The 21,336-nt window shown below is 42.0% G+C and carries 18 protein-coding genes; 5 read left to right on the forward strand and 13 right to left on the reverse strand.

Features of this window, described 5'->3' with window-relative positions; genetic code table 11:
* The 3 genes from G500_RS22685 to G500_RS0107060 form a co-directional block, all read right to left on the reverse strand.
* A partial coding sequence (locus G500_RS22685; protein WP_035756580.1) for a transposase family protein occupies positions 1-260 on the reverse strand: 260 nt, incomplete at its 3' end.
* A 112-nt stretch (positions 261-372) separates the two neighbouring features.
* On the reverse strand, positions 373-1,536 hold the full coding sequence (locus tag G500_RS0107055) for a THUMP domain-containing class I SAM-dependent RNA methyltransferase (protein ID WP_027002063.1): 1,164 nt from the start codon (positions 1,534-1,536) through the stop codon (positions 373-375).
* Positions 1,537-1,643: 107 nt separating this feature from the next.
* Positions 1,644-1,985, reverse strand: a complete 342-nt coding sequence (locus tag G500_RS0107060) for a carboxymuconolactone decarboxylase family protein (protein WP_027002064.1) — start codon at positions 1,983-1,985, stop codon at positions 1,644-1,646.
* A 241-nt stretch (positions 1,986-2,226) separates the two neighbouring features.
* Between G500_RS0107060 and murC the strand changes: the two genes are divergently transcribed.
* Together murC and G500_RS0107070 are read left to right on the forward strand one after the other, a co-directional pair.
* Positions 2,227-3,726 carry a UDP-N-acetylmuramate--L-alanine ligase gene (gene murC / locus G500_RS0107065; protein ID WP_027002065.1) on the forward strand — a complete coding sequence of 500 codons (1,500 nt, stop codon included), beginning with the start codon at positions 2,227-2,229 and terminating at the stop codon, positions 3,724-3,726.
* Between the two features lie 130 nt (positions 3,727-3,856).
* Positions 3,857-5,239 carry a WG repeat-containing protein gene (locus G500_RS0107070; RefSeq protein ID WP_161626096.1) on the forward strand — a complete coding sequence of 461 codons (1,383 nt, stop codon included), beginning with the start codon at positions 3,857-3,859 and terminating at the stop codon, positions 5,237-5,239.
* Between the two features lie 278 nt (positions 5,240-5,517).
* Here G500_RS0107070 and rdgB read toward each other — a convergent pair whose 3' ends face one another.
* A complete protein-coding gene (rdgB, locus tag G500_RS0107075; RefSeq protein WP_027002067.1) occupies positions 5,518-6,132 on the reverse strand; it encodes an RdgB/HAM1 family non-canonical purine NTP pyrophosphatase in 615 nt (204 codons plus the stop codon).
* Between the two features lie 549 nt (positions 6,133-6,681).
* Between rdgB and dnaA the strand changes: the two genes are divergently transcribed.
* Entirely contained in the window at positions 6,682-8,223 is a 1,542-nt protein-coding gene (dnaA, locus tag G500_RS0107085) for a chromosomal replication initiator protein DnaA (RefSeq protein WP_027002068.1), read from the forward strand.
* A 95-nt stretch (positions 8,224-8,318) separates the two neighbouring features.
* On the opposite strand, the gene G500_RS0107090 is transcribed toward dnaA, so the two are convergent.
* From G500_RS0107090 to G500_RS0107110, 4 genes are all read right to left on the reverse strand, one after another.
* Positions 8,319-8,714, reverse strand: coding sequence for a hypothetical protein (locus G500_RS0107090; RefSeq protein ID WP_027002069.1), 396 nt, complete (start codon positions 8,712-8,714; stop codon positions 8,319-8,321).
* Between the two features lie 57 nt (positions 8,715-8,771).
* On the reverse strand, positions 8,772-9,749 hold the full coding sequence (locus G500_RS0107095; RefSeq protein ID WP_027002070.1) for a succinylglutamate desuccinylase/aspartoacylase family protein: 978 nt from the start codon (positions 9,747-9,749) through the stop codon (positions 8,772-8,774).
* A 187-nt stretch (positions 9,750-9,936) separates the two neighbouring features.
* On the reverse strand, positions 9,937-11,805 hold the full coding sequence (locus tag G500_RS0107105) for a tetratricopeptide repeat protein (protein WP_027002072.1): 1,869 nt from the start codon (positions 11,803-11,805) through the stop codon (positions 9,937-9,939).
* 37 nt (positions 11,806-11,842) lie between these two features.
* Positions 11,843-14,035 carry a 7TM diverse intracellular signaling domain-containing protein gene (locus G500_RS0107110; RefSeq protein WP_161626097.1) on the reverse strand — a complete coding sequence of 731 codons (2,193 nt, stop codon included), beginning with the start codon at positions 14,033-14,035 and terminating at the stop codon, positions 11,843-11,845.
* A 323-nt stretch (positions 14,036-14,358) separates the two neighbouring features.
* Between G500_RS0107110 and ychF the strand changes: the two genes are divergently transcribed.
* Complete coding sequence (gene ychF, locus G500_RS0107115; protein ID WP_027002074.1) at positions 14,359-15,456, forward strand: redox-regulated ATPase YchF; 1,098 nt, start codon at positions 14,359-14,361, stop codon at positions 15,454-15,456.
* A gap of 336 nt (positions 15,457-15,792) precedes the next feature.
* Here the strand turns inward: ychF and G500_RS0107125 are convergent, their stop codons facing one another.
* Complete coding sequence (locus G500_RS0107125; protein ID WP_051203353.1) at positions 15,793-17,463, reverse strand: acyl-CoA carboxylase subunit beta; 1,671 nt, start codon at positions 17,461-17,463, stop codon at positions 15,793-15,795.
* Positions 17,464-17,727: 264 nt separating this feature from the next.
* Between G500_RS0107125 and G500_RS0107135 the strand changes: the two genes are divergently transcribed.
* A complete protein-coding gene (locus G500_RS0107135) occupies positions 17,728-18,936 on the forward strand; it encodes a saccharopine dehydrogenase family protein (protein ID WP_027002076.1) in 1,209 nt (402 codons plus the stop codon).
* A gap of 107 nt (positions 18,937-19,043) precedes the next feature.
* Here the strand turns inward: G500_RS0107135 and G500_RS0107140 are convergent, their stop codons facing one another.
* The 4 genes from G500_RS0107140 to G500_RS0107160 form a co-directional block, all read right to left on the reverse strand.
* Complete coding sequence (locus G500_RS0107140; protein ID WP_035756583.1) at positions 19,044-19,802, reverse strand: MbnP family protein; 759 nt, start codon at positions 19,800-19,802, stop codon at positions 19,044-19,046.
* Positions 19,803-19,897: 95 nt separating this feature from the next.
* Positions 19,898-20,128 (reverse strand): response regulator transcription factor, encoded by a 231-nt coding sequence (locus G500_RS22690; RefSeq protein WP_161626098.1) that lies wholly within the window; start codon positions 20,126-20,128, stop codon positions 19,898-19,900.
* Positions 20,129-20,380: 252 nt separating this feature from the next.
* Positions 20,381-20,518 carry a hypothetical protein gene (locus tag G500_RS25950; protein ID WP_161626099.1) on the reverse strand — a complete coding sequence of 46 codons (138 nt, stop codon included), beginning with the start codon at positions 20,516-20,518 and terminating at the stop codon, positions 20,381-20,383.
* 62 nt (positions 20,519-20,580) lie between these two features.
* Positions 20,581-21,234, reverse strand: a complete 654-nt coding sequence (locus tag G500_RS0107160; protein ID WP_027002078.1) for a response regulator transcription factor — start codon at positions 21,232-21,234, stop codon at positions 20,581-20,583.
* Positions 21,235-21,336 lie beyond the last annotated feature (102 nt).

The following is a 21,336-nucleotide window of genomic DNA, read 5'->3' on the forward strand; positions in this document are numbered from 1 at the left end:
AAAGCATCACAAAAAAGATGACTATTTAAATGAAACAGCAAACTATGAAAGGTTACATGGCTGGGGACACCATGTTTTAGCTTGAAATGCCGAACAAACAAATCTTCTTGAGCTTTACAAAAAGATGCCATTTTACGGCTACTTTCATAACCACAAGCAATGCTTAGAAATATCATCCACATCATCGCATCAAACGGATAGCGTTGCCCGACCCGACGACGAGGGTCTTGCATTTGGCTGATAAAGAGAGAAAAGTCCATAAACCAAATTTTGTTTCGCAGTAGAAAATGCAAAGATAGCTTTTTTTACAGAACTTAACATCACTGCCCCATAGGGGGGAGGGCAGGGTGGGGGTTCAAACAAAAATATTATTTAGCTCATTTTTTTAGCTTTTTGCGAACCCTGATAAAGTTCATATCGCATAAAACGACATTCCAAAGAGCCATTGTAGAGTTTAATTTTCGGCTTTGGCGTTAGGTGAATTGCTTTGGCAGCCTCCATATTCGAGGTAATGACCCAGGCTTGATAGCCTGCCCAATTTTTTTTGAAGGTATCGCCAATAGATTTGTAAAGTGCATCAATATCCTCATCTTTATCCATGCGCTCCCCATAAGGAGGATTTAGAATAAGCGTGCCATAAGGTTCATTTTCAGGCACTTGCAATTCTTCAAACGGCACATTTTCAATCTGAATGACATTTCTAAGATTTGCTTCCAACACATTGGCTACGGCTTTTCGCGCCACATTTTTAGAAATCTCACCGCCCAAAAGCAAGGGCGAAGCCTCTACAATGCCTTCCATCGCTTCGTCATAGACCGTTTCCCAAAGGTCTGCATCAAAATCTTTCCACTTTTCGAAGGCAAAAGCCTCGCGGTAGCTTCCTACGGGTATATTTCTGGCTATCAAGGCGGCTTCTATCAAAATTGTACCCGAACCACACATAGGGTCTATAAGCGGACTTTTTTTATCCCAACCTGAAAGCAGCACCAAACCTGCCGCCAACACTTCATTGATAGGCGCAAGATTGGTCTTATTGCGATAGCCGCGCTTGTGCAACGATTCGCCCGAACTATCTAAGGAAAGCACACAAGTTTTATGCTTTACGTACAAATGAATACGCAAAGTAGGATTATTCAAATCTACATAAGGACGTTTTCCATAAATATCGCGTAAATTATCGACGATAGCATCTTTTGTCTTGCGCTCTAAAAATTGGGAATTGCTAAAAAGAGTCGATTGTAGCGAGCAATTTATCGCCAAAGTATCGTCAGGGGTGAGATATTGCGCCCAGTTGAGCTTTTTTACTTTTTGGTATAAATCTTCTTCATCTTCTACTTCAAAACTTTTAATGGGCATAAGCACACGCAGGGCTGTACGCAGGCAAAGATTGGCTCTATAAAGCAACGCCTTATCGCCCACAAACTGTACGGCTCTATTTTGAACCTCTACCTCCTTTGCCCCTAAAAGGGTTAGCTCTTCGGCTAAAATATGTTCAAGCCCAAAAAGCGTTTGGGCAGTCATCTTAAAATTTTTCAAAATGGATTTATTTTGTCTATTTTTTGTAAAAAATCAAATGTAGGGACAAGGCACTGCCTTTTTCAGTACCTTGTTCAATGCCTTGTCCGAAGTTGGATTGAGATAAATTAGCCCTCTAATTGTTCCAAAAACTCGATGGCGCGGCGCAAGTGCGGAATCACAATCGTGCCTCCGATAAGATTGGCAATCGCCATTCCCTCTACAATTTCGGTCTTGGAAAGTCCAATTTCTTTGCACTTTCCGATATGATATTTGACACAATCGTCGCAACGCAAGACCAGCGAGCAGGTCAGCCCGATAAGTTCTTTGGTCTTTACATCAAGCGCACCTTCGGCAAAGGCGTTGGTGTCGAGATTGAAGATGCGTTTGAGAATGAGGTTGTCGGTAGCCAAAATCCGCGTATTCATTTCGCTGCGGTAGGCATTAAATTCTTCTACTTTGGGGTGCATAAATTTTGATGCTTGGGTAAAATAGCGCGACAAAGATACGACAAAAAAAGGCAAGTCTTCACGTTCCTTCGCGCTTAATTTGCGCCTGATTTGCCCTTCGCGTTCCTCTTGTTTATCCCTTGTTTATCTCTTGTTGGTTCTTTGATTTGTATAGTTTGGCTTTAAAGCATAACTTCGCTCCAATTTTGAGTATCTCTTTTAAAATCCAGACCCTTTTCAAGACTTCTAATAGCGATTTAAAATGAATTTAAACGACATTCAATACGTTTTTTTTATCGGTATCGGTGGCATTGGCATGAGTGCCTTAGCCCGCTGGTTTCATAAAAATGGAAAAATAGTGCAAGGATATGACAAAACTCCTACCAACCTTACACAGGAATTGGCGGCGGAAGGTATCGGAGTGCATTACCAAGATGAAGTAGATTGTATAGATAGGCTTTTTTTGTCCAACCCCGATAAGACGCTCATTGTCTATACGCCTGCCATTCCAAAATCGCATACACAGCTTAATTTTTTTCTGCGCAATGGTTTTGTTCTTAAAAAGAGAGCCGAAGTGTTGGGGCTTATCACAAACCCTTTAAAGACCATTGCCGTAGCAGGTACGCATGGCAAAACGACAACGTCCTCGATGCTGGCACACCTTTTAAAAGCAATGGAATACGACCTAACAGCCTTTTTAGGGGGGATTGCCGCCAATTTCAACTCAAATTTGATTCTAAATGAAAAGTTAGACGCGCAAACCATTGCCGTTGTCGAAGCCGACGAATTTGACCGTTCCTTCCTACAACTGCACCCTAAATGGGCAATCCTCACTTCTACTGATGCCGACCATTTGGATATTTATGGCAAAAGCGAACAGGTAGTAGAAGGCTTTGCAGCCTTTGTAGGGCAGGTACAAAATACCGTTTGGGCAAATGCAGAGATAGAAAGCACTTTCTTTGAAAAGTTTAAAGAAGAAGAAAAAAACACAAAAAAACCTTTATTAGTACGATACGGAAAAGGCAAAAATATTACATCTGATGCTTTGACTTACGAAGCGCAAAATATAATGGTTGAAAAAGATACTTTTGTTTTTGATTTTGTAGATAAAAAAAATCATTTTACCATTCCGCGCCTTTATCTGCACATGGCAGGTTTTCATAACGTAGAAAACATGACGGCTGCATTGGCGGCTTTTCTGACAGTTAGGCAGGATTTAGACCCCGAAAAGAAAATGCCCCACCTTCAAGAGGTAGAAAAAATAAGGGCTGCCGTTGGTACATACAAAGGTGTAAAAAGAAGGTTTGAATTTTTAACCAAAAGAGAAGATTTTATTTTAGTAGATGACTATGCGCATCATCCTACCGAAATAACGGCTTTTTTGCGCTCCCTGCGTGCTTTGTATCCTACACAGGAAATTGTGGCTATTTTTCAGCCGCATCTCTACACGCGCACACGCGACTTTTTAGAGGGTTTTGCCAAAAGTTTGGAATTAGCAGACGAAACTATCTTAATTCCGCTCTATCCTGCACGCGAACTTCCCTTAGCAGGCATTAGTAGTAAAAGTATCTATGATTTGATGCAAAGTAAAAACAAAAAACTACTTTCAAAGGCAGAGGCTTTTGACTACATACAAGAAAAAATTAGACAAAAGAACAGAGAAAAAGAAACCAAGCCTACCCAAACCTTGCCCCTTGTCGTTGCCACCATTGGAGCAGGCGACATCAGCAATTTGGCAGAAAAGGGAGCTTTGCATTGGTAAAATGCTATAAAAAATTCATGCGTACCTTTTACCCATAAAAAGCAAGGCTTTTTTTGTTTAAGGTGCGCTCTTTTTTTGTATGTTTGGGGCAATTCATTTGACTTATTTTTCACTTCAATTCTTGTTTATCATGGCTATAAAATTTTCAGTTGCGCGTTGGCATTTTTGGCTCTTTCCTACTTTTTTTAAAGTTGTCTTATTTACTTTTTCTATGTTTGTTTTTTCGATAGGTTGTAGTTTGCCTACGTTTGCACAAGAATTTGAACAAGAAGAACAGGCTGACGAAAAAGAATCTGACCCAAAAAAAGATGCCCAAGAGAAATCGAACCAAGAGAAGTCTGACCAAAAGAAAATTAAACAAGATACCCTTGTCCTCGATTCCATCTTCGTTCAGAAGTACCAAGTCGGACTTAAAATTGCAGAAGTAAAGGGAAAATTAGGACTCTTAGGCGATACCAATCAGGTACTCATTCCCTTTCAATACGAAGAAATCAAAGAATTTGCCAAGACCCTAACGGCAGAAGATTCCACCTGCACACAGCGTTTCGAGGGCATGATGCGTGTCCGCAATGGCAAACTCTACGCCCTGACCAGCGGCGAGGGCAAGCCCCTAACGGCATTGGAATATGAAAACATCGTGCCTATTGGCTTGCTTTGTCAATCCTCAAATCCGCTCTGCCAAGTGGCGAAAGTAAAACAAAATGGCTTTTGGGGCATTGTAGATTTAAACCCTGCCGTTATAGACCCCAGCAAAAAAATTGTCATTCGCCCCGCCTACGACGATTTTATAGCCGTTGGAAAAGTGGTAGAAAAGAGCAAGAAAAAAGAAGCAGCAGAGCAGGCGGAAGTAGAAAAACAAACCTATCTCATTCGCCCCGAAATGCTCATTGCACGCAAGGGGCAGAAATTCGGACTCTATGACCTTTCGGCGCGTATGCCCTTGCTCAAAACCGAATACGACGAAATTGTTTTTTTGCAAGAGTTGAGCGTCAAGGCAGGAAAAAAGAGTGAAAACTTCGTTCTTTTTAAAGTCAGAAAAGGCGCAATTTGGCAATATTACAACGCCACTAAGCGCGAACTTTTGCCCCTTGAAGCCGAGGCAGTAGAGCCTTTTTCTTATCACCCCTTAGCTTTGGTGCGGCAGAAAAACAAATACGGCTTTGTAGAATTAAGCGGAAAGGCAAAAATTGCGCTCGCATACGATTATGGTGAAAGTTTTAGAGAAGACATCGCCATTTTGAGAAAAGGCAAAAAATACGGCGCACTTTCGGCAGAAAACAAAGAAGTGATTAAATTTGAATATGAATCTTTGCAATTTCTTACGCCCGAATCAGAACCCAATAAATACTATGCAACCCTTGTTTTGTGCAAGAAAAATGGCAAAATGGGCGTGCTAAACCACAAAGGCGAGGAAATTCTCCCCTGCCTTTATGATAAAATTAGCCTCAATCGCGATAAGTTTGGCTTAGATGCTGAAAAAGGGGGCGAAAAGTCTTTTCACGCCCTTCAATAGGCTGCATGTAGGCTGCTTGTCTTTGATTTTTGTTTCATTTTATCTGACTTAATCTTATCCGATTCCATCTTATTTTTTATTGCGGTGGTGCAGTTTGCGAGGCGTTGTTACATTTGTGCTTCGCACAAGTTTCCTGAACCCCCACCCTGCCCTCCCCCCATAGGGGAGGGTTCGAAAATAAAATCATTTTTTTTGCATAAATGCAAAAAAAATGATACCATATCAAAGCCCCGCCATATAGGGTGCATTGAAGACTTTTATCGTTACGACAACGCCGCTTACGAAACAGTTTGTAAAAAAGCCAATAACTTCTGCACCGCCTTTGCCCTATGACTAAGGCTATTTTTTTTGTCTTTGTCCATCTGGGCGAAAGTTTTGGTTTCCCCAAAGGGTATAAAAATAGGGTCATAACCAAAACCATTTTCACCCTTCGGCTCTTCTATCAAATGCCCCTCTACTGTACCCTCAAAAAAATAAGCCTTTCCCTGCCATATCAGCGCGATAACCGTAACAAAACGCGCCTTCCGCTTTTCTGGCGGCAAACCTGCCAAAGCCTCCAACAATTTTGCGATATTTGCCTTGTCGTCTGCCTTGCCATTGGGCAGGTATTTGCCCGAATAACGCGCCGAATAAATGCCCGGTGCGCCGCCCAATGCCTCTACTTCTAACCCGCTATCATCAGCAAAGCCTTCTACTTGATGCCTTTGGTAGAGATGCTCCGCTTTGAGCAGGGCGTTGGCTTGAAAGGTAGTCCCTGTTTCCTCTATTTCTTGCAAATCGTTTAGGTCGGCAAGCGATTTGAGTTGGAAATGGGCAAGGTGATGGCTGGCAAAAATTTGCTGCAATTCTCTGACTTTGTTAGAATTGTGTGTGGCAAAATAGAGGGTAGGCATAACTTGTAGTTTAGGGTTTGAAAATAGTATTGGGAAATAGCTTCTTTTTTTTTGTTGCAAAATAGAGAAAAAATAAAATTTTACCAAGAATAAGCCCTTCCCAAAGCGGTAGGCAAATATGCAAATTTTTTCAGTGGCAATGTAACATTTCATTAAAACTTATCTAAAACAGCGTTCCTACAAAAGGCGTTAAGTGTCTGAAAATGAGAATGTTGTAAGGTTAAAAAAAAATGCAAAAAGTCGAAAAAGTGGGGCTGCTCGGTTTGAAAATACACTTTTTTTTCTCTTTAAAAAGTTGCAACTTTGTAACCCCGAAGCTATCTACTTTGCTTTCTTGCTTTTTAAGCCCTGCCAAATAAGCCATCAGACAAGCTATATTCGAGATTCCTGCCTGCTTTTGGGACTCCTTTCAACGACCTGTTTTTAAAGACCTATCCTTTCAACCACCTGCCCAACGCATCTAATTTTGTCCTTTGTTTGTAAATAGTTTTCCTTCTGTAATTATTTTTAGGATAAAATTGGCACAAACAACATTCTTTATCTAACCCAATGACCACACAACCCCATCAACAAGTCTGGGATATATGCCTGCAAGTGATACGCAGTCAAGTGCCTGAACAGAGTTTTAAGACTTGGTTCCTGCCCATCAGACCTGTGCGCCTTACCAAAACGGCGGACGGTTGGCAAGTCTTGACAATTCAAGTTCCGACACGTTATTTTTATGATTGGTTAGAAGAACATTACGTGCCTTTATTGGAGCGCGGTATCGTTGCCGCCTTAGGAGAGCGCGGACGTTTGCAATATGTCCTTGCACCACAGCAACCTCAAAATTCTGCCACTACTCAAAATCAGAACCCCAAAGCAGGAGCAAACTTGCAAAACAATCCTACTTCTGACGAAAAAAATACAGACAAAAATTCCGAAAAAAACAAAAGCACTTCTAATTCTACCCCTCAAACACCACTCACAGGCGGCAAGGCAAATTCCGACTTGGGCAATTTGAGCAAAAAAGAACTCTTTTCGCCCTCCACACCGATTCCCAACAAGGGCAAAAAGACGGTAGATAGCAATTTGAACGGACGCTATACTTTTCACAACTTTGTAGAAGGCGAGTGCAACCGTTTGGCAGTTACGACGGGTTTGAATATTGTAGAAAATCCGGGAAAAACGGCGTTCAATCCTTTTGTCGTTTGGGGCGGCGTAGGCTTAGGCAAAACACACTTGGCACAAGCTATCGGAAATGCCATCAAAGAGCGCAATCCGCACGCCAACGTGCTTTACATTTCTGCCGACCAGTTTGGAAACGATTTCGTAACGGCAGTGCGCGAGCATAAGGTTCAGCAATTTATGAACTTCTATATGGCGTTAGATGTCTTAATTTTAGATGATATTCAGTTTTTTTGTAATAAAAACGGCATGCAAGAAAACTTTTTCAATGTCTTCAATCATCTGCACCAGAGCCAAAAACAAATCATCATGACCAGCGACTGCGCTCCAAAGGATTTGCGTGGCTTGCAAGATAGGCTTCTTTCGCGCTTCAAATGGGGACTTACCACAGACCTGCGCCTGCCCAGCTATGAAACCAGAAAAGCCATCATCAAGGCAAAGATGCAAGAAGAAGGCATGTTTTTGCAAGATGAAGTTGTCAATTTTTTGGCTCAACACATCACGACAAATGTGCGCGAAATAGAAGGCGTTTTGATTTCGCTTTTTGCAAAGGCTTCCTTTTTACAACAGGAAATTACGATAGATTTGGTGCGCGAGTCTATGAGTGGCGTGGTGAAGGAAGAAAAAAAGCCGCTTACCTTAGACGATATTCAGCGTATCGTTGCCGAAATTTTTGGCATTACGGTAGAAGAATTGAAGGCACAGACGCGGAAAAAAAATATTGCTATGGCACGTCAGTTTGCCATGTATTTTGCCAACAAGCACACCGAATTGCCGCTCAAAACGATTGGACTTTATTTTGGAAAACGCGACCACAGCACCGTCATACACGCCTGCAAAGTCATTCCCGATAAGGTAGGAAAAGAGGCAGAGTATCGCGAGCTTATGAAAAAAATTCAAGAAAAATTAAATGCTTTTAAATAAATTTAAAAATTGCAGGGGAAGGGGAAAGGCACAGCCTTGTCCGAAATTTGATTGAAATAAAAAACCAGATTTTATTTCGTGTCAAATTAGACGCACTACATTTCGGTTTTTGGTAGCTCGAAAAGTTGCATCAGCACTTCCAAAACCCATTCCCTTGGCGCATCACAAACGGCACTAAGTTGTTCTAAGTCGTAATTTTTCAACTGCAACAAAGTTTTGAGATAAAAGGCTGCGTTTTCCTTTTTTTCGGGCAGGCAGGAAAAAATAAGGCGAAACCACTCCAAATCGGGAATCGCCTCTACTTTGTTTTTCCACTCTGTTTCAGACATTTCCTCAAAAAGGTTTGCTTTTTGGTATAAAATCTCAAATACAATTTTTTTGGCTAATGGCTTTGCTTTTTCTGCCTCCAAAGGGCTTAGAAAAGGCAAAACAAGGTGAATGAGCTTGTTGTATAGGGTATAAAAGTGTTCTCTTGAAGAAGCGTTTTCCATCAATGGCAGGTTTTAAATTTTTAGATAAGCCTTTGTAAGACAAGGGGTTGTGTCAAATTACAAGGCAGGGTTTCCGATATGAAAAAGCGCGTCGCCTTGCGTAACAACGGGTTGGTGATTGATAGCCACGATATAGCCGCTTTCGGGTGCAGGAATGTCGTAGTGCATCTCGCCAAAAGGGTCGGTGATGCTACCGATAAAGCGTCCCTTTTCTACAAAAATACCACTATCTACAAAGGCACGAAATACGCCTGAAATCTTAGCGCGTAGCCACCTTGTTTTGGCAAGTACAATGGAGGGCGGCGCGGTTTCGGCTTTTTTCATTTTTTTGATACCCTCTTCGTCTATCATACCCAAGTGGCGCATCAGGCGAAGTGTGCCACGCATGCCCTCTTTTACGGGAGCGCGATTGAGGCGCATAGATTCGCCCCCTTCATACACCAAAATTGGCTTACCCAAACTTTGGGCATGCTCGCGAAATGATTTTTCACGTACTTTGGCATCAATAATAAAAGGCGGCGCAAAGGCACGCGCATATTCTTCGTTCCTACCCACGCCCAACATGCAGCGAATTTGGGAATAGTTATTGATTTGTCCGCCGCCTGTATGAAAATCTACACCCAAATCTATGTGAGGCAAAATTTCTTTACTTACCACATGCGCCAAACGGCTCGCCAATGAGCCTTCCGCACTACCGGGAAAAGAGCGATTGATGTCTTTGCCGTCGGGAACGTCGCGCGAAAAATTGAGAAACCCATAAACATTGAGCAAGGGAATTGCTATTACAGTGCCGCGCTTGGGAAAAAGCAACTGTTTGGCAATTAGCTGGCGGACAATTTCGATGCCATTGGTTTCGTTGCCATGCATGCCTGCCAAAAGCAAGAGTGTGCTGCCTTTTTCTACGGCACGAAAAACATAAACAGGCGTATCTATCTGCGTGCGCGAGGGCAGGCGTGCCACATTGATATTGATAAGGGCATGTTCGCCTGCTTCTATGGTTGTGCCATAAAGGGTTAGGGGCGGATTGGTTTTCATAAAAATAGGTTAAAAGCCGCTATGATTTTTTATGATTTTGTGTTTTTTGTATCTTTTTTGTCTTTTTCTTTTTTGTCAGATTTTTTGTAGGGACAATACACTGTCTTGTCCGAAGTTAAGTTGGAATAAAGTTGCATATCCAGACCCAAAATCGAGCGCAAGCCAAATTTTATTTCCAATACCAGCACTACATCTCTTCCTTTCGCCAAGCCTGTTGGTAGGCTTTCTGAAAACCTTTGAGTGAAGTGGCAAAAATGCCATACTTGCTAATTTCTGTTTCCCAATTCTTATCCTTGTCAAAATCTTTTCGCGCCAAATCTGCCGCCAAAGTTTTGAAATCTTGGTACTTCATATCGGCTAACCCTTCTAAGGCTAAAAGCGTAAGGGCAGGATTTTCTATGCAAAAAAAGACGGCAGCCTGATGCAACCAAAGTTCTTCGGCTTGGTCTAAAAAGCCTTGTGCTACCCAAAGGCTATCCTGCGTAAGGGAAATATAGGCAGAAACAAGCTGAAAAGTCTTGCTATTTTTTCCGCTGTTGTTGTTTTTACTTTCAAGATTTTGCCTTTCCTGAAAGGCTGCATCTATCGCCTGACGCATCTGCTCCTGCAATAGTTCTTTTTCTGCATTTAAAATCTGCTCATAATTCTGATAAGTCTGATTGCCTTGTGGCAGTAGGTATAAATAATTTTCTTTGAAAGCATTTCCCTTTCGCCAATATTTGCAGGCATTTTGGAAATCTTCTAAGTAGAGTGCTGTTTTTAGCTCGGCAATCCAAAACTCCATGCCGTTGAGCGTCGCTTCTTCTATCTTGCTTTTAAGTTCGCCCTGACAATCTTGCTTGACATTGACGGTTTGGCAAATATCTGCTGCCTCATCATAAAAAGCGAAAGACTTATCGAAGTCTAAATTTTTGTGAAAATAATTTGCCCTACGAACAAAGTAGGCGTACATGTCGCGATAAAGCGCACGCATGGGGGCTTCCAAATTCGTATCCTGTGCCAAATGCAAACGGATAAAATCGAGATGCTCTTTGGCTACTTCAAAATCGCCTGCTTGGTAGGCTTGTCGTGCCAGTTGGTAGTGGGCAGGCAGGAAATCGTATTTAAGGGTCAGTAGTTTTGTAAAAAGATAAGAAGCGGAATTGTCTTGCCCTGCTTCTAACTTTGCCAATCCCTGTTCGTAAAGGGCTTGACACTGTGTAAGGTCGGGCGGATAGAGAGCTTCTTTTTCTTTGCGATAGGCTTGGTAGAGGCGTGTCCAATTTTTGCGAAGCAAGATGGGGTCGTTTTCATGCAAAGGAAGAATTTGTTTGAAAGCCTGCGCCTCTTGTAGCGTATTGCTGACCTGATTGAGGCGATTTTCGCGCTCCTGCGCTGCTAATTCCTTGCTTTGCAGGCTAAAAAGAATTTGGTCGGCTTCGCGCAATTTGTCGGCTTGGGTGTAATACTTGTCTATTTGTTGTAAATAGGCTAAGGCTTTTTGCGCCTGATTGTCGTCGAAGCTAAAATTGCGAATGACAATTTGTAGATTTTGTAAAATAGCATTTGATTTTTCGCTGCTTTGTGTAAAAAGCGGCTCTAAGACCACTCTTTTAGAACTTTCCTGCTCCCATTGCAAGGCTTTAAATTCGCGCATGACCATCTTGTCTTCGACTTGTAACAACAAAAGGTCGATGGCTTGGGGAAAAAGCAAGGGTTTGAGGTTGAAGCCACGATACTCGGCATCTACTTTTTTGAGCGAAAGTTGTAAAGCGGGTTTTAAATATTCACTTGGGTCTTGGTTTGATTCTTGGGAAGACTGCTGCGAAAGCGTGTCTTTTTGCGTCGTATCTGCCCAAACTACGGGTTCATAGTTCCATTTTTCTTCCAAATGCAGCGTTAGGCTTTCTACATTGAGCTGTCGGAGCAGTTCGGAGATATAAGGCGATTTTTGGTTTTCGCGCTGAAAAGTATAAAGCAGTTCGTTGTTTTTTTCATAAACCTGCCCTCGACTTTGGAAAGTCAAGCCTATCATAAAAAAAAGAAAAGGAAAAATAAAAAAACAGGCGTTTTTCATACAATTTGAAAATTTTAATACGAATTTGAATACAAACCTATATGCGAAAAGCAATCACCAAAATGTCGTCAATCTGTTTGCCTGCCCCTTTGCCGATACCTTCTAATACCCACTGATTGAGCGTATTTTCAAGTTGTTGTCGTTGGGTTTCAAAAGGCAGGTCGTGAATTTGAAGGAGCAACTGCTTGAAGTTCTTGCTCATAAACTTACGCCCCTCTCTGCCGCCAAATTGGTCTTGATAGCCGTCTGTGTAGAGATAAAACGTCTGGTTGGGCAAAATCGGTATGTTATGTTTTTGGTAGCGGAAATTTTTTTCTTTGGCGATAGTAGAGCCTATGCCTTTGCTGTCGGCTTTTACGATTTTGGGCTGCCCCTGCTCTACATAGAAAAGCGAATTTTTTGCACCTGCAAAAGCAAGACGGCTTTCCTCTTGATAAAGCGTACAAAGGGCAATGTCCATGCCATCTTGTACTTTGGTTTCTTCCTGTCGCAGGAGTTTGGAAATGCCGCTATCCAAAAGATTTAGGATTTGGTCGGGTTCGGTAATTTGTTTCGAAACCACAATTTCATGCAGCAAGTCATTGGCTATCAAGGACATAAAAGCCCCCGGTACGCCATGCCCTGTGCAGTCGACGGCTGCCACTACAATCGCTTTTCCTGCCTTTGCATCTTGCGTTTCTACCAAAAAGTAAAAATCGCCACTGACGATGTCGCGCGGTCGGAAAAAGACCATCGAGTTGGGCAAAAGCCGCTCAAAGGTTGCTTTTTCGGGTAGCATCGCCTCTTGTATGCGCTTGGCATAGGTGATGCTATCGGTAATATCTTGGTTTTTTTGTTCGATAAGGCGATGTTGCTCATTGATTTGCTCCAAATTAAGGGACAGTTCTTCATTGATAAGATTTAGCTCTTCGGTGCGTTCCTGTACCCTATGCTCCAAAATTTTGTTTTGGTCTTCTGTAATGCGCCTATTTTCTTCGGAAATGCGCAGGGCTTCTGCCTGTGCTTTTTCTTTTTCTTTTTTGTAAAAATTGATTTTATCTGCCAAAGCAAAAGAGAGAAGCAAAATTTCTACTACTGTCCCCATTTCAAGGGCGTGACGTGTGAAATTATTGTAGGGCAAAACGCCTATTCCTGCCAAGACAAAAATCACAATAAAAATCATATAAATACCCCAAGCGGTAAAAAAATACTTGGCAGGTGCGTACTTGCGCAAATAGACCCGAATGGCGGTATAAATCAGATAAAACGCGCCAAAAAATACGGATAATTGATTAAAAATAGAGGCATAAGCCGCTCCTTTTTCGGGTATCCATAAAACCAAAATCGCAACGACATAGACCGCCATAAAGAAGTAATAGCCCCAACGCAGTGAGGGTATGATTTGGCGAATATTGAGAAAACTAAGGGCGAAAATCATCGAAAAAATCCCTGCCACAGAAATTGTAATGGGACCATTTTCACCCAAAAAAACATTCAAATCGTCGCACACATATTCAAAAACAAAACCTTTTAGCTGCCCCGAAGAGATGCCTGTAAAGATAAGATACAAGACATAGAGAAAATAGTTGTGGTCGCGGACGGTTAAATATAAAAATAAGTTGTATAAAGCAATTAGCACGATAAAGCCGTAAAAAATGCCGTACAGAAAGTCTGACTGGTGGTTTCGCTCAAAAAAAGCGGATAGCGTTCCTACATTTACCTCGAACTGCATATATTCACTTCTGCCTCTTAGGTAGATTCTTTGCGCCTGATTTTGCGGTAATTTTATATCAAAAAAGAGATGATTGTTGCGATAGCTTCGTTTTTTATAGGGTTGGAAACGCCCGATAACTTCGGAGCATTGATACGTTCCCGTAGAGTCGGGGGTGCAGACAAAAACATCTAAATTTGGACTTGCAATTTCAAGAATCCAATCTTGCTGTGCAGTTTTGTTTTCCAAATTCAAGACGCACCAGACGGGATACTCGGCATTTCCGAAGTTTAGCGTCGTATTTTGATGTGCCAAAAAATTTCCTTTTTGGTCTAAAAGGCGAATTTGCGCCAAATCTGCCTTCCACGTGCTATCGAGGTAGTAGCCCAAATCTGCCCCTAAGCTATAAATGGTGTCCCTTTTTTCTAAAAGAAAGGGCTTTTCGCCGACAAAAGTAGTAGGAAGGTTTTGCGCTTTTGAAGGTTGAATCTGAAAGGGCAGCAAAAAAATGCTTATCGCGAAAATAAAAAACCGAAGCATAAAAATCCGAAAAAGAGAACCCAAAAAAAATGACCCAAAAGAAGGTATTAAATAGGTAAGTAGAGCAGTCTTAGGCATAGAAATGGACATAGTGCGTATTCAGAAAAAGGGTAGCAATATTTTGGAAACAAGTCGGAAAGACCTCGCCTTTCTACACACAAGCACCGAAAGGCTGTTGGGGTAAAATTTAAGGCAGCAAGCTACAAAATATTAGCCAAATTTCATATAGCTTTTTTCCGCAACGGCGCGAGTTGGGGCTTTTTTTGTACTTTTGCCCTCCAAATGTCTTATTCATATCTTTTCAATAACCCTTTACCAAACACATGGGATTACGCTGTGGGATTGTAGGTTTGCCCAATGTAGGAAAATCTACCCTTTTTAATGCCCTTTCAAGTGCGAAAGCCGAATCTGCCAACTATCCATTTTGTACCATCGAGCCAAATGTAGGCGTGGTTACAGTTCCCGATACGCGCCTTACCGAATTAGAAAAATTAGTCAATCCTGAACGTACAGTGCCTACTATCATCGAGTTTGTCGATATTGCAGGGCTTGTCAGGGGTGCAAGCAAGGGTGAAGGTCTGGGCAATCAATTTTTGGGGAACATTCGCGAAGTAGATGCCATTGTGCATGTGGTGCGCTGTTTCGACGACGACAATATCATTCACGTAGATGGCAAAGTAAGCCCCATCTCTGATAAAGAAACCATCGATTTTGAGCTACAACTCAAAGACCTCGAAACCATAGAAAAACGCCTACAACGCCTTTTAAAGGCGGCTAAGGCAGGCGATAAGACCGCTCAAAAAGAAGTTGCCGTCTTTGAAAAATACAAAACACACTTAGAGCAGGGCAAAAATGCGCGTGCTTTGGAAGTTTCGCCCGAAGAGTATGAAATTGTGCGCGAAGCCTTTTTGCTGACCATAAAGCCTGTTATTTATGTAGCCAATGTAGATGAAAAGTCTATTCACACAGGAAACAAACACGTCGAGACCCTGAAAGCTGCCGTAGCAGAGGAGCAAGCCGAAGTCGTTATGGTCTGTGCTGCCTTAGAGTCGCAAATTGCTGTCATTGAAGACCCTGACGAGCGCACCATGTTTTTAGAGGAATACAATTTGGAAGAATCAGGTCTGAACAAGCTCATTCGCGCTTCTTATGGTTTGCTTAATTTAATTACCTATTTTACGGCAGGCGTGAAAGAAGTACGCGCCTGGACAATTAAGCGCGGCTGGAAAGCTCCGCAGGCGGCAGGCGTGATTCATTCCGACTTTGAACGCGGTTTTATTCGTGCCGAAGTCATTAAATTTGATGATTACCTCAAATACAAAACCGAAGTAGCCATCAAAGAAGCAGGTAAAATGGGCGTAGAGGGCAAGGAATATGTCGTACAAGATGGCGACATTATGCACTTCCGCTTCAATGTGTAGCCTGCAAGAAGGTATGGAAGGAGGTTATTACAGCGGTCAGAAAGTCAAAAACGAGGTTTTGTGCTTCGCGCAAGCCTGCTGAACCCCCACCCTGCCCTCCCCCCATAGGGAAGGGTTCGAAAACCAAATCATTTTTTTATGCGAAGCATAAAAAAATGATACCGCATAAAAGCCCCTCCCTTTGGGGGCGGGGTTTGGGGTGGGGTGCATTTAAGGCTTTTATCGTTGTAACAACACTGTTTGAATTAGGGACAAGCCAAGCTTGTCCCTAATTTTTTTGCTATTTTTTACTGCCTTTTCTACTTTTTTCTAAATAGTGGAAAGTTTAGGTAAAATTTAGGTCTGGATAGCACCAACATTGTAACGGCGCGTGATAGGCGCGTGATTTGCCGCTTCAATGCCCATAGAGATAGCCTTTCGGGTTTCGGCAGGGTCTATAATGCCGTCAATCCAAAGACGTGCCGCCGCATAATAAGGCGACGTTTGTTTTTCGTATCGCTGCGTAATTTCTTCTAAAAGTTGCTGCTCCTCTTCGGGCGAAACGGTTTTGCCTTTTGCCTGCTCGGTAGCAACGCGAATTTGTAGTAGCGTTTTTGCCGCCGCTGCTCCACTCATAACGGCAATTTTGGCAGTAGGATAGGCAAAAATAAGGCGTGGGTCATAAGCCTTTCCACACATAGCGTAATTGCCTGCGCCATAGGAATTTCCAACGACAATCGTGAATTTGGGGACAACCGAAGCCGCCATCGCACTCACAAGTTTTGCTCCGTCTTTGATAATCCCCCCTTGTTCGGAGCGGCTTCCTACCATAAAACCTGTAACGTCATGTAGGAAAAGAAGCGGAATTTTTTTCTGATTGCAGGTCATGATAAAACGCGCTGCCTTATCTGCCGAATCGGAATACACTACGCCGCCCATCTGCATTTCTTTTTTACCACTTTTCAAAATTGTGCGCTGATTGGCGACAATGCCGACCGCCCAGCCTTCTATGCGTGCGTGTCCGCAGATAATGGTCTTGCCGTATTCGTTTTTGTAGGGTTCGAAAGAGGATTCATCTACCAAACGCTCGATAATTTCCATCATATCATAAGGCTTGGCTCTATCGGCAGGCAAGATGCCATAAATTTCTTTGGGGTCTTTTTGCGGCGGCTTGGCTTCGATGCGATTAAAGCCTGCCTTTTCGGGTTCGCCAATTTTATCAAAAATCTTTTTGATAGCATCTAAACAGGCTTCGTCGTTGGGGTATTTGTTGTCTGTAACACCTGAAATTTCACAGTGCATCTTTGCCCCGCCTAATTCTTCGGCACTGACATCTTCACCAATGGCGGATTTTACCAAATAAGGTCCCGCCAAAAAGACCGACCCCGTACCTTCTACAATCAAAGCCTCATCTGACATAATGGGCAAATACGCGCCACCTGCCACACAACTGCCCATAATTGCCGCCACCTGAATAATCCCTTCTGACGACATCAAGGCGTTATTGCGAAAGATGCGCCCAAAATGCTCTTTGTCGGCAAAAATCTCATCTTGTAGGGGTAGGAAAATGCCTGCGCTATCTACTAAGTAGATGATAGGGAGCTTGTTTTCCATCGCAATTTCTTGTGCGCGAAGGTTCTTTTTGCCCGTAATCGGAAACCAAGCCCCTGCTTTCACAGTGGCATCATTGGCAACGATAACACACTGCCTGCCCGACACATAGCCAATCCCCGTAACCACGCCTGCCGAAGGGCAGCCCCCCCATTCCTGATACATATCTTCGCCTGCTAAGGCACCAATTTCGAGGAAACGGCTGTCTGCATCGATAAGATAAGCAATTCGCTCTCTTGCCGTAAGTTTGCCTTTTGATTTGTGTTGTTCAATTTTTTTCTTTCCTCCGCCGAGTGCGATTTTATCGAGGCGTGCTTTCAGTTGGAAGGAAAGCTGTTTATTGAAATCTTCATTTTTATTAAACTCCAAATCTACTTTTTGTTCCGTAGAAACGGAAGAGTGTGTAGGAGTAGCCATAGAAGTATAGTTTGTGATAAGGAAATGACTTGCTTGTGCTTTCTACAAAGCAACAACATTTTTTCCGATTTTGCAAATGCAAATGCTTTATCTGCACAGCGGCAAGATTTCGAGCGGCTCTATTTTGAGCCTTGCTTCTTGGTTTATTCACACGCCGTTCTTAAAAGGGTCTTAAAAGGTGCGTAGGGGTTTGCATTTTTTTTCTAACTTTGAACCTTAAAAGCATCAATTCATACTTTCACCCATCAAAACACAAAAGAGAATATGAGCAAAGTCTTAATTATCGGTGCAGGAGGCGTAGGGAGCGTAGTTGTGAAAAAGTGCGCCCTGCTGCCCGAAGTTTTTTCGCAAATTATGCTTGCCAGTCGTACCCTCTCAAAAGTGGAGGCTATCGCAAAAGAAACACAAGCCCTAACGGGCAGAAGCATCGAAACTGCGCAAGTAGATGCCGACAACGTAGAGGAGCTAATTGCCCTTATCAAAAAATTTGAGCCTAAATTGGTTATCAATGTAGCCCTGCCTTATCAGGATTTGCCTATCATGGACGCTTGTTTGGCTACCAAGACGCACTATTTGGATACGGCAAATTACGAACCCAAAGATGTGGCAAAATTTGAATATAGCTGGCAATGGGCATATCAGGAGCGTTTTAAAGAGGCAGGCATTATGGCACTTTTGGGCTGCGGCTTCGACCCTGGCGTTACAGGCGTTTTCACTGCTTATGCTGCCAAACACCATTTCGACCAAATAGAGTACCTCGACATCGTCGACTGCAATGCAGGTAGTCATGGAAAGGCTTTCGCTACCAACTTCAATCCCGAAATCAATATCCGCGAAATTACGCAACGCGGCAAATATTGGCTCGAAGGCAAGTGGCAAGAAACCGAACCTTTGGAAATCAATCGTATGATTAACTATCCCGAAGTAGGACCGAAAAAATCGTTTCTGCTCTACCACGAGGAGTTGGAGTCGTTGGCTAAAAATTTCCCTACTTTGAAGCGTGCGCGTTTTTGGATGACTTTTTCAGATGAGTACATCACCCACCTGCGCGTATTGGAAAATGTAGGCATGACGCGCATAGATGAGGTAGAATATCAGGGCGTTAAGATTGTGCCGCTACAATTTTTGAAAGCTGTTTTGCCCGAACCTTCTTCTTTGGGTGAAAACTACCAAGGGCAAACTTCTATCGGCTGCCACATCAGAGGCGTAAAAGACGGCAAACACAAGTATTATTACGTCTATAATAATTGCGACCATGCCGAAACCTTTAAAGAAGTAGGCGCACAGGCAATTTCATACACCACAGGCGTACCTGCTATGATTGGGGCTAAGATGATGTTGGAAGGAAAGTGGTTCAAGGCAGGAGTCTATAACGTAGAGGAGTTCAATCCCGACCCTTTCATGGACGATTTGAACAAATATGGCTTGCCTTGGCATCAAAAAGTCAATGAGTTTGTGGAATTTAACGACTAAACAAGATAAACAAGATTCGATTTTCAAAGCTAACAGTTTTCAAAGAACTGTTAGCTTTTTTTGTTATTTTAATTTATTATTTCAGTTTTCTATTTCAGTTTGCGATTTCAATTTTCTTTCACCTTCAAAAAATCTTCGTAGTTGGCTGCAATAAGACGGGCTTGGCTGCCACCCATAATTTCGTTTTGTGTTTCGAAGTCTATATTTTCTGGATTTTTAAAAATTTCGGCTATGTCGGCTTCTAATGCTAATGTCGCATTTCCTTTTTCAGTTACAACAAGCGGCTTAGAAAAGCTATGACGAAAGGTTTTCAAATTTTCCTCACGTCCGATATGCAGCACTAATCCGCGCGATTCGGTTTGGTCTTGTGCATTTTTTCTAAAATAAGTGCCATCTAATCTTAGAAAAATATAACCATCTTCCCAATTCCAAGCCATGATATTATTAGGGTCTAAATCGCCAATTCGTGCAGTGCTTTTATTTCGCGCCTCATCTACCCCAATTTGAAACGCAACTTCGGTGTAGCTATCGGCAGGAATCTGACCTAAAATAGCATTAAAGATAGCTTCATTTCTACTTGCTGTAACTAAAATGTAACTATCAGGCAGATTTATCCAATTACCATCTAAATTTTTAAACTTAAAATTGCTAAGATAAAAGCGGAAGGCTTCTACCGAAAAGTCCTGTTGCCATTCATTTTGATACACTTGACTAACCAATAAAAAAGGGCTGCTTTCGTAGCGCAAATCTACCTTTAAATTGAGCGTCGCAAGTTCTTTGTCTGTATTGTCCTCGCAGGCGGTAAGTCCTACCCAAGCAAGGAAAAAGAGTGGCAGCAGCCACTTATGCGTCATTTTCGTCTTCATCAGATTTGAGGTGCTTTTTACGGAAAGTTACAAAAAAAAGAAAGCCCTACCAAATAGATTTTAGGTAGAGCTTCTTTTTTAAGATAAATTAGTAATTATAGCAACCCATTTTCTAAAAAAAAGCGGTATAAAGTTGCCACGTTGTGCGCACCTGTTTTCCTATAAATGGAACTGATGTGTGCTTGCAGCGTCTTGGGCGCAATCGCGAGGCGTTCACAAGTTTGCTGGTGTGTAAGCCCTTTACAACGTAAGCGTCCCACTTCTATTTCCCGACGCGAAAGGTTTTCGGCAGCGTCGTCTGCATAATAAAAATTGCTTGCTCCCATATTGTTTGTTTTAATGGTTTGAAATTTGTTTAGATGCTTCAAATAGATTTTGGCTATATCTCCGAAGCGATAACTCAAATTTAGTATATCTTAACGAACAACACAAAAGAGTATCAAAGGAATAACCCTTAAAAAAGCCGTAGTTGGAAAAAAGGCGGTTCAAATGGGAAGGATTTTCGTTTTTTTGATGCCTTGTCTTTCAATTTTTCTTTTCAGACAAATTTTTATCAAGGGATTTTTAGGAGAAAAATTTTAGGTCAGCCGTTTTCTCTTGGACTTAATTCGGTAAAGCCCTGTGCGCTTTACCTCTATTGTAGGCATTGGGTGATTGTTGATGCTTTCGGGCGGCAGGGCAAAAATAAGTTTGCCTTTATCGCGCCCCCCTATCATCTCTATTTGCTGAACATTTGAAACATTGACATAAAGACTATTTTTATCTATAGGTTCAAAACCTAAATCAAATATAAGTTTGTTTTTTTATAAAAAAAGTTAAACTTAACATCTGCAATAAGCGTATATTGCACATGAGGCTTTTGCACCTCAAAATAATAATGATACGATTTTTTAAGCATAATTTCTGTTCCTAAGGTATTATGCCTAAAAAATAAAATATCTTCTGTTTTTATATCTATCTTAATTTGAGCTGGATATGATAAAATAGATATGATTTTATTGCTTGAAAAATATCTCTCCAAGATAAGCTCGATTTTATTGGATATGAGTTTTGGGTCGAAATCATACCCAAAAAAATCCCCCTTATAGATGGTGTCAAAGGGTTGTACCTCACCCTGCCAAAGTTCTTGCAGCCCTTTGTGCGACATAGCCGATAAATAGATAAAAGGATACTGAATAGGTTTGCTATTTTTATGCAAAAGTTCCATAATATCCACGCCGCGCCTTGCATCTGCCCCTATGAACACATCACAAAGGATAAGGCTCGGCTTAAACTCCTGAATAGCAGCCGTAATTCGGGCAATAGGTTCAAGCCCCGAAAAGGCTAAAATATCACGCTCTTTCACAGCGTATTTTTCCATACCGCAAAGTGCCTTTAGAAGCAAATCTTTTTCGGTATCGTTATCTTCTATTACAACAATTTTCAAACCCATGTTTTTATATTTTTTAGCAAAAGTAAAAACCAAAACTCAAAAAACAATGCAGTTGAGGCTATAATTGTGGTCAAATGGGAAATGTATATCTTTGAAGTGGGA

Origin of the sequence: Hugenholtzia roseola DSM 9546 (assembly GCF_000422585.1) — a bacterium.
Classification (GTDB): Bacteria; Bacteroidota; Bacteroidia; order Cytophagales; family Bernardetiaceae; genus Hugenholtzia; species Hugenholtzia roseola.

Coding starts and splice junctions, on each gene's coding strand:
- rdgB (WP_027002067.1), bottom strand. CDS start 6,132: ATGCCTACCCTCTATTTTGCCACACACAATTCTAACAAAGTCAGAGAA.
- G500_RS0107060 (WP_027002064.1), bottom strand. CDS start 1,985: ATGCACCCCAAAGTAGAAGAATTTAATGCCTACCGCAGCGAAATGAAT.
- G500_RS0107110 (WP_161626097.1), bottom strand. CDS start 14,035: ATGCTTCGGTTTTTTATTTTCGCGATAAGCATTTTTTTGCTGCCCTTT.
- G500_RS0107125 (WP_051203353.1), bottom strand. CDS start 17,463: ATGGCTACTCCTACACACTCTTCCGTTTCTACGGAACAAAAAGTAGAT.
- G500_RS25950 (WP_161626099.1), bottom strand. CDS start 20,518: ATGATAGGGGGGCGCGATAAAGGCAAACTTATTTTTGCCCTGCCGCCC.
- ychF (WP_027002074.1), top strand. CDS start 14,359: ATGGGATTACGCTGTGGGATTGTAGGTTTGCCCAATGTAGGAAAATCT.
- G500_RS0107090 (WP_027002069.1), bottom strand. CDS start 8,714: ATGGAAAACGCTTCTTCAAGAGAACACTTTTATACCCTATACAACAAG.
- G500_RS0107105 (WP_027002072.1), bottom strand. CDS start 11,805: ATGAAAAACGCCTGTTTTTTTATTTTTCCTTTTCTTTTTTTTATGATA.
- G500_RS0107135 (WP_027002076.1), top strand. CDS start 17,728: ATGAGCAAAGTCTTAATTATCGGTGCAGGAGGCGTAGGGAGCGTAGTT.
- murC (WP_027002065.1), top strand. CDS start 2,227: ATGAATTTAAACGACATTCAATACGTTTTTTTTATCGGTATCGGTGGC.
- G500_RS0107095 (WP_027002070.1), bottom strand. CDS start 9,749: ATGAAAACCAATCCGCCCCTAACCCTTTATGGCACAACCATAGAAGCA.
- G500_RS0107070 (WP_161626096.1), top strand. CDS start 3,857: ATGGCTATAAAATTTTCAGTTGCGCGTTGGCATTTTTGGCTCTTTCCT.
- G500_RS0107160 (WP_027002078.1), bottom strand. CDS start 21,234: ATGGGTTTGAAAATTGTTGTAATAGAAGATAACGATACCGAAAAAGAT.
- G500_RS0107140 (WP_035756583.1), bottom strand. CDS start 19,802: ATGAAGACGAAAATGACGCATAAGTGGCTGCTGCCACTCTTTTTCCTT.
- G500_RS22690 (WP_161626098.1), bottom strand. CDS start 20,128: ATGGGAGCAAGCAATTTTTATTATGCAGACGACGCTGCCGAAAACCTT.
- dnaA (WP_027002068.1), top strand. CDS start 6,682: ATGACCACACAACCCCATCAACAAGTCTGGGATATATGCCTGCAAGTG.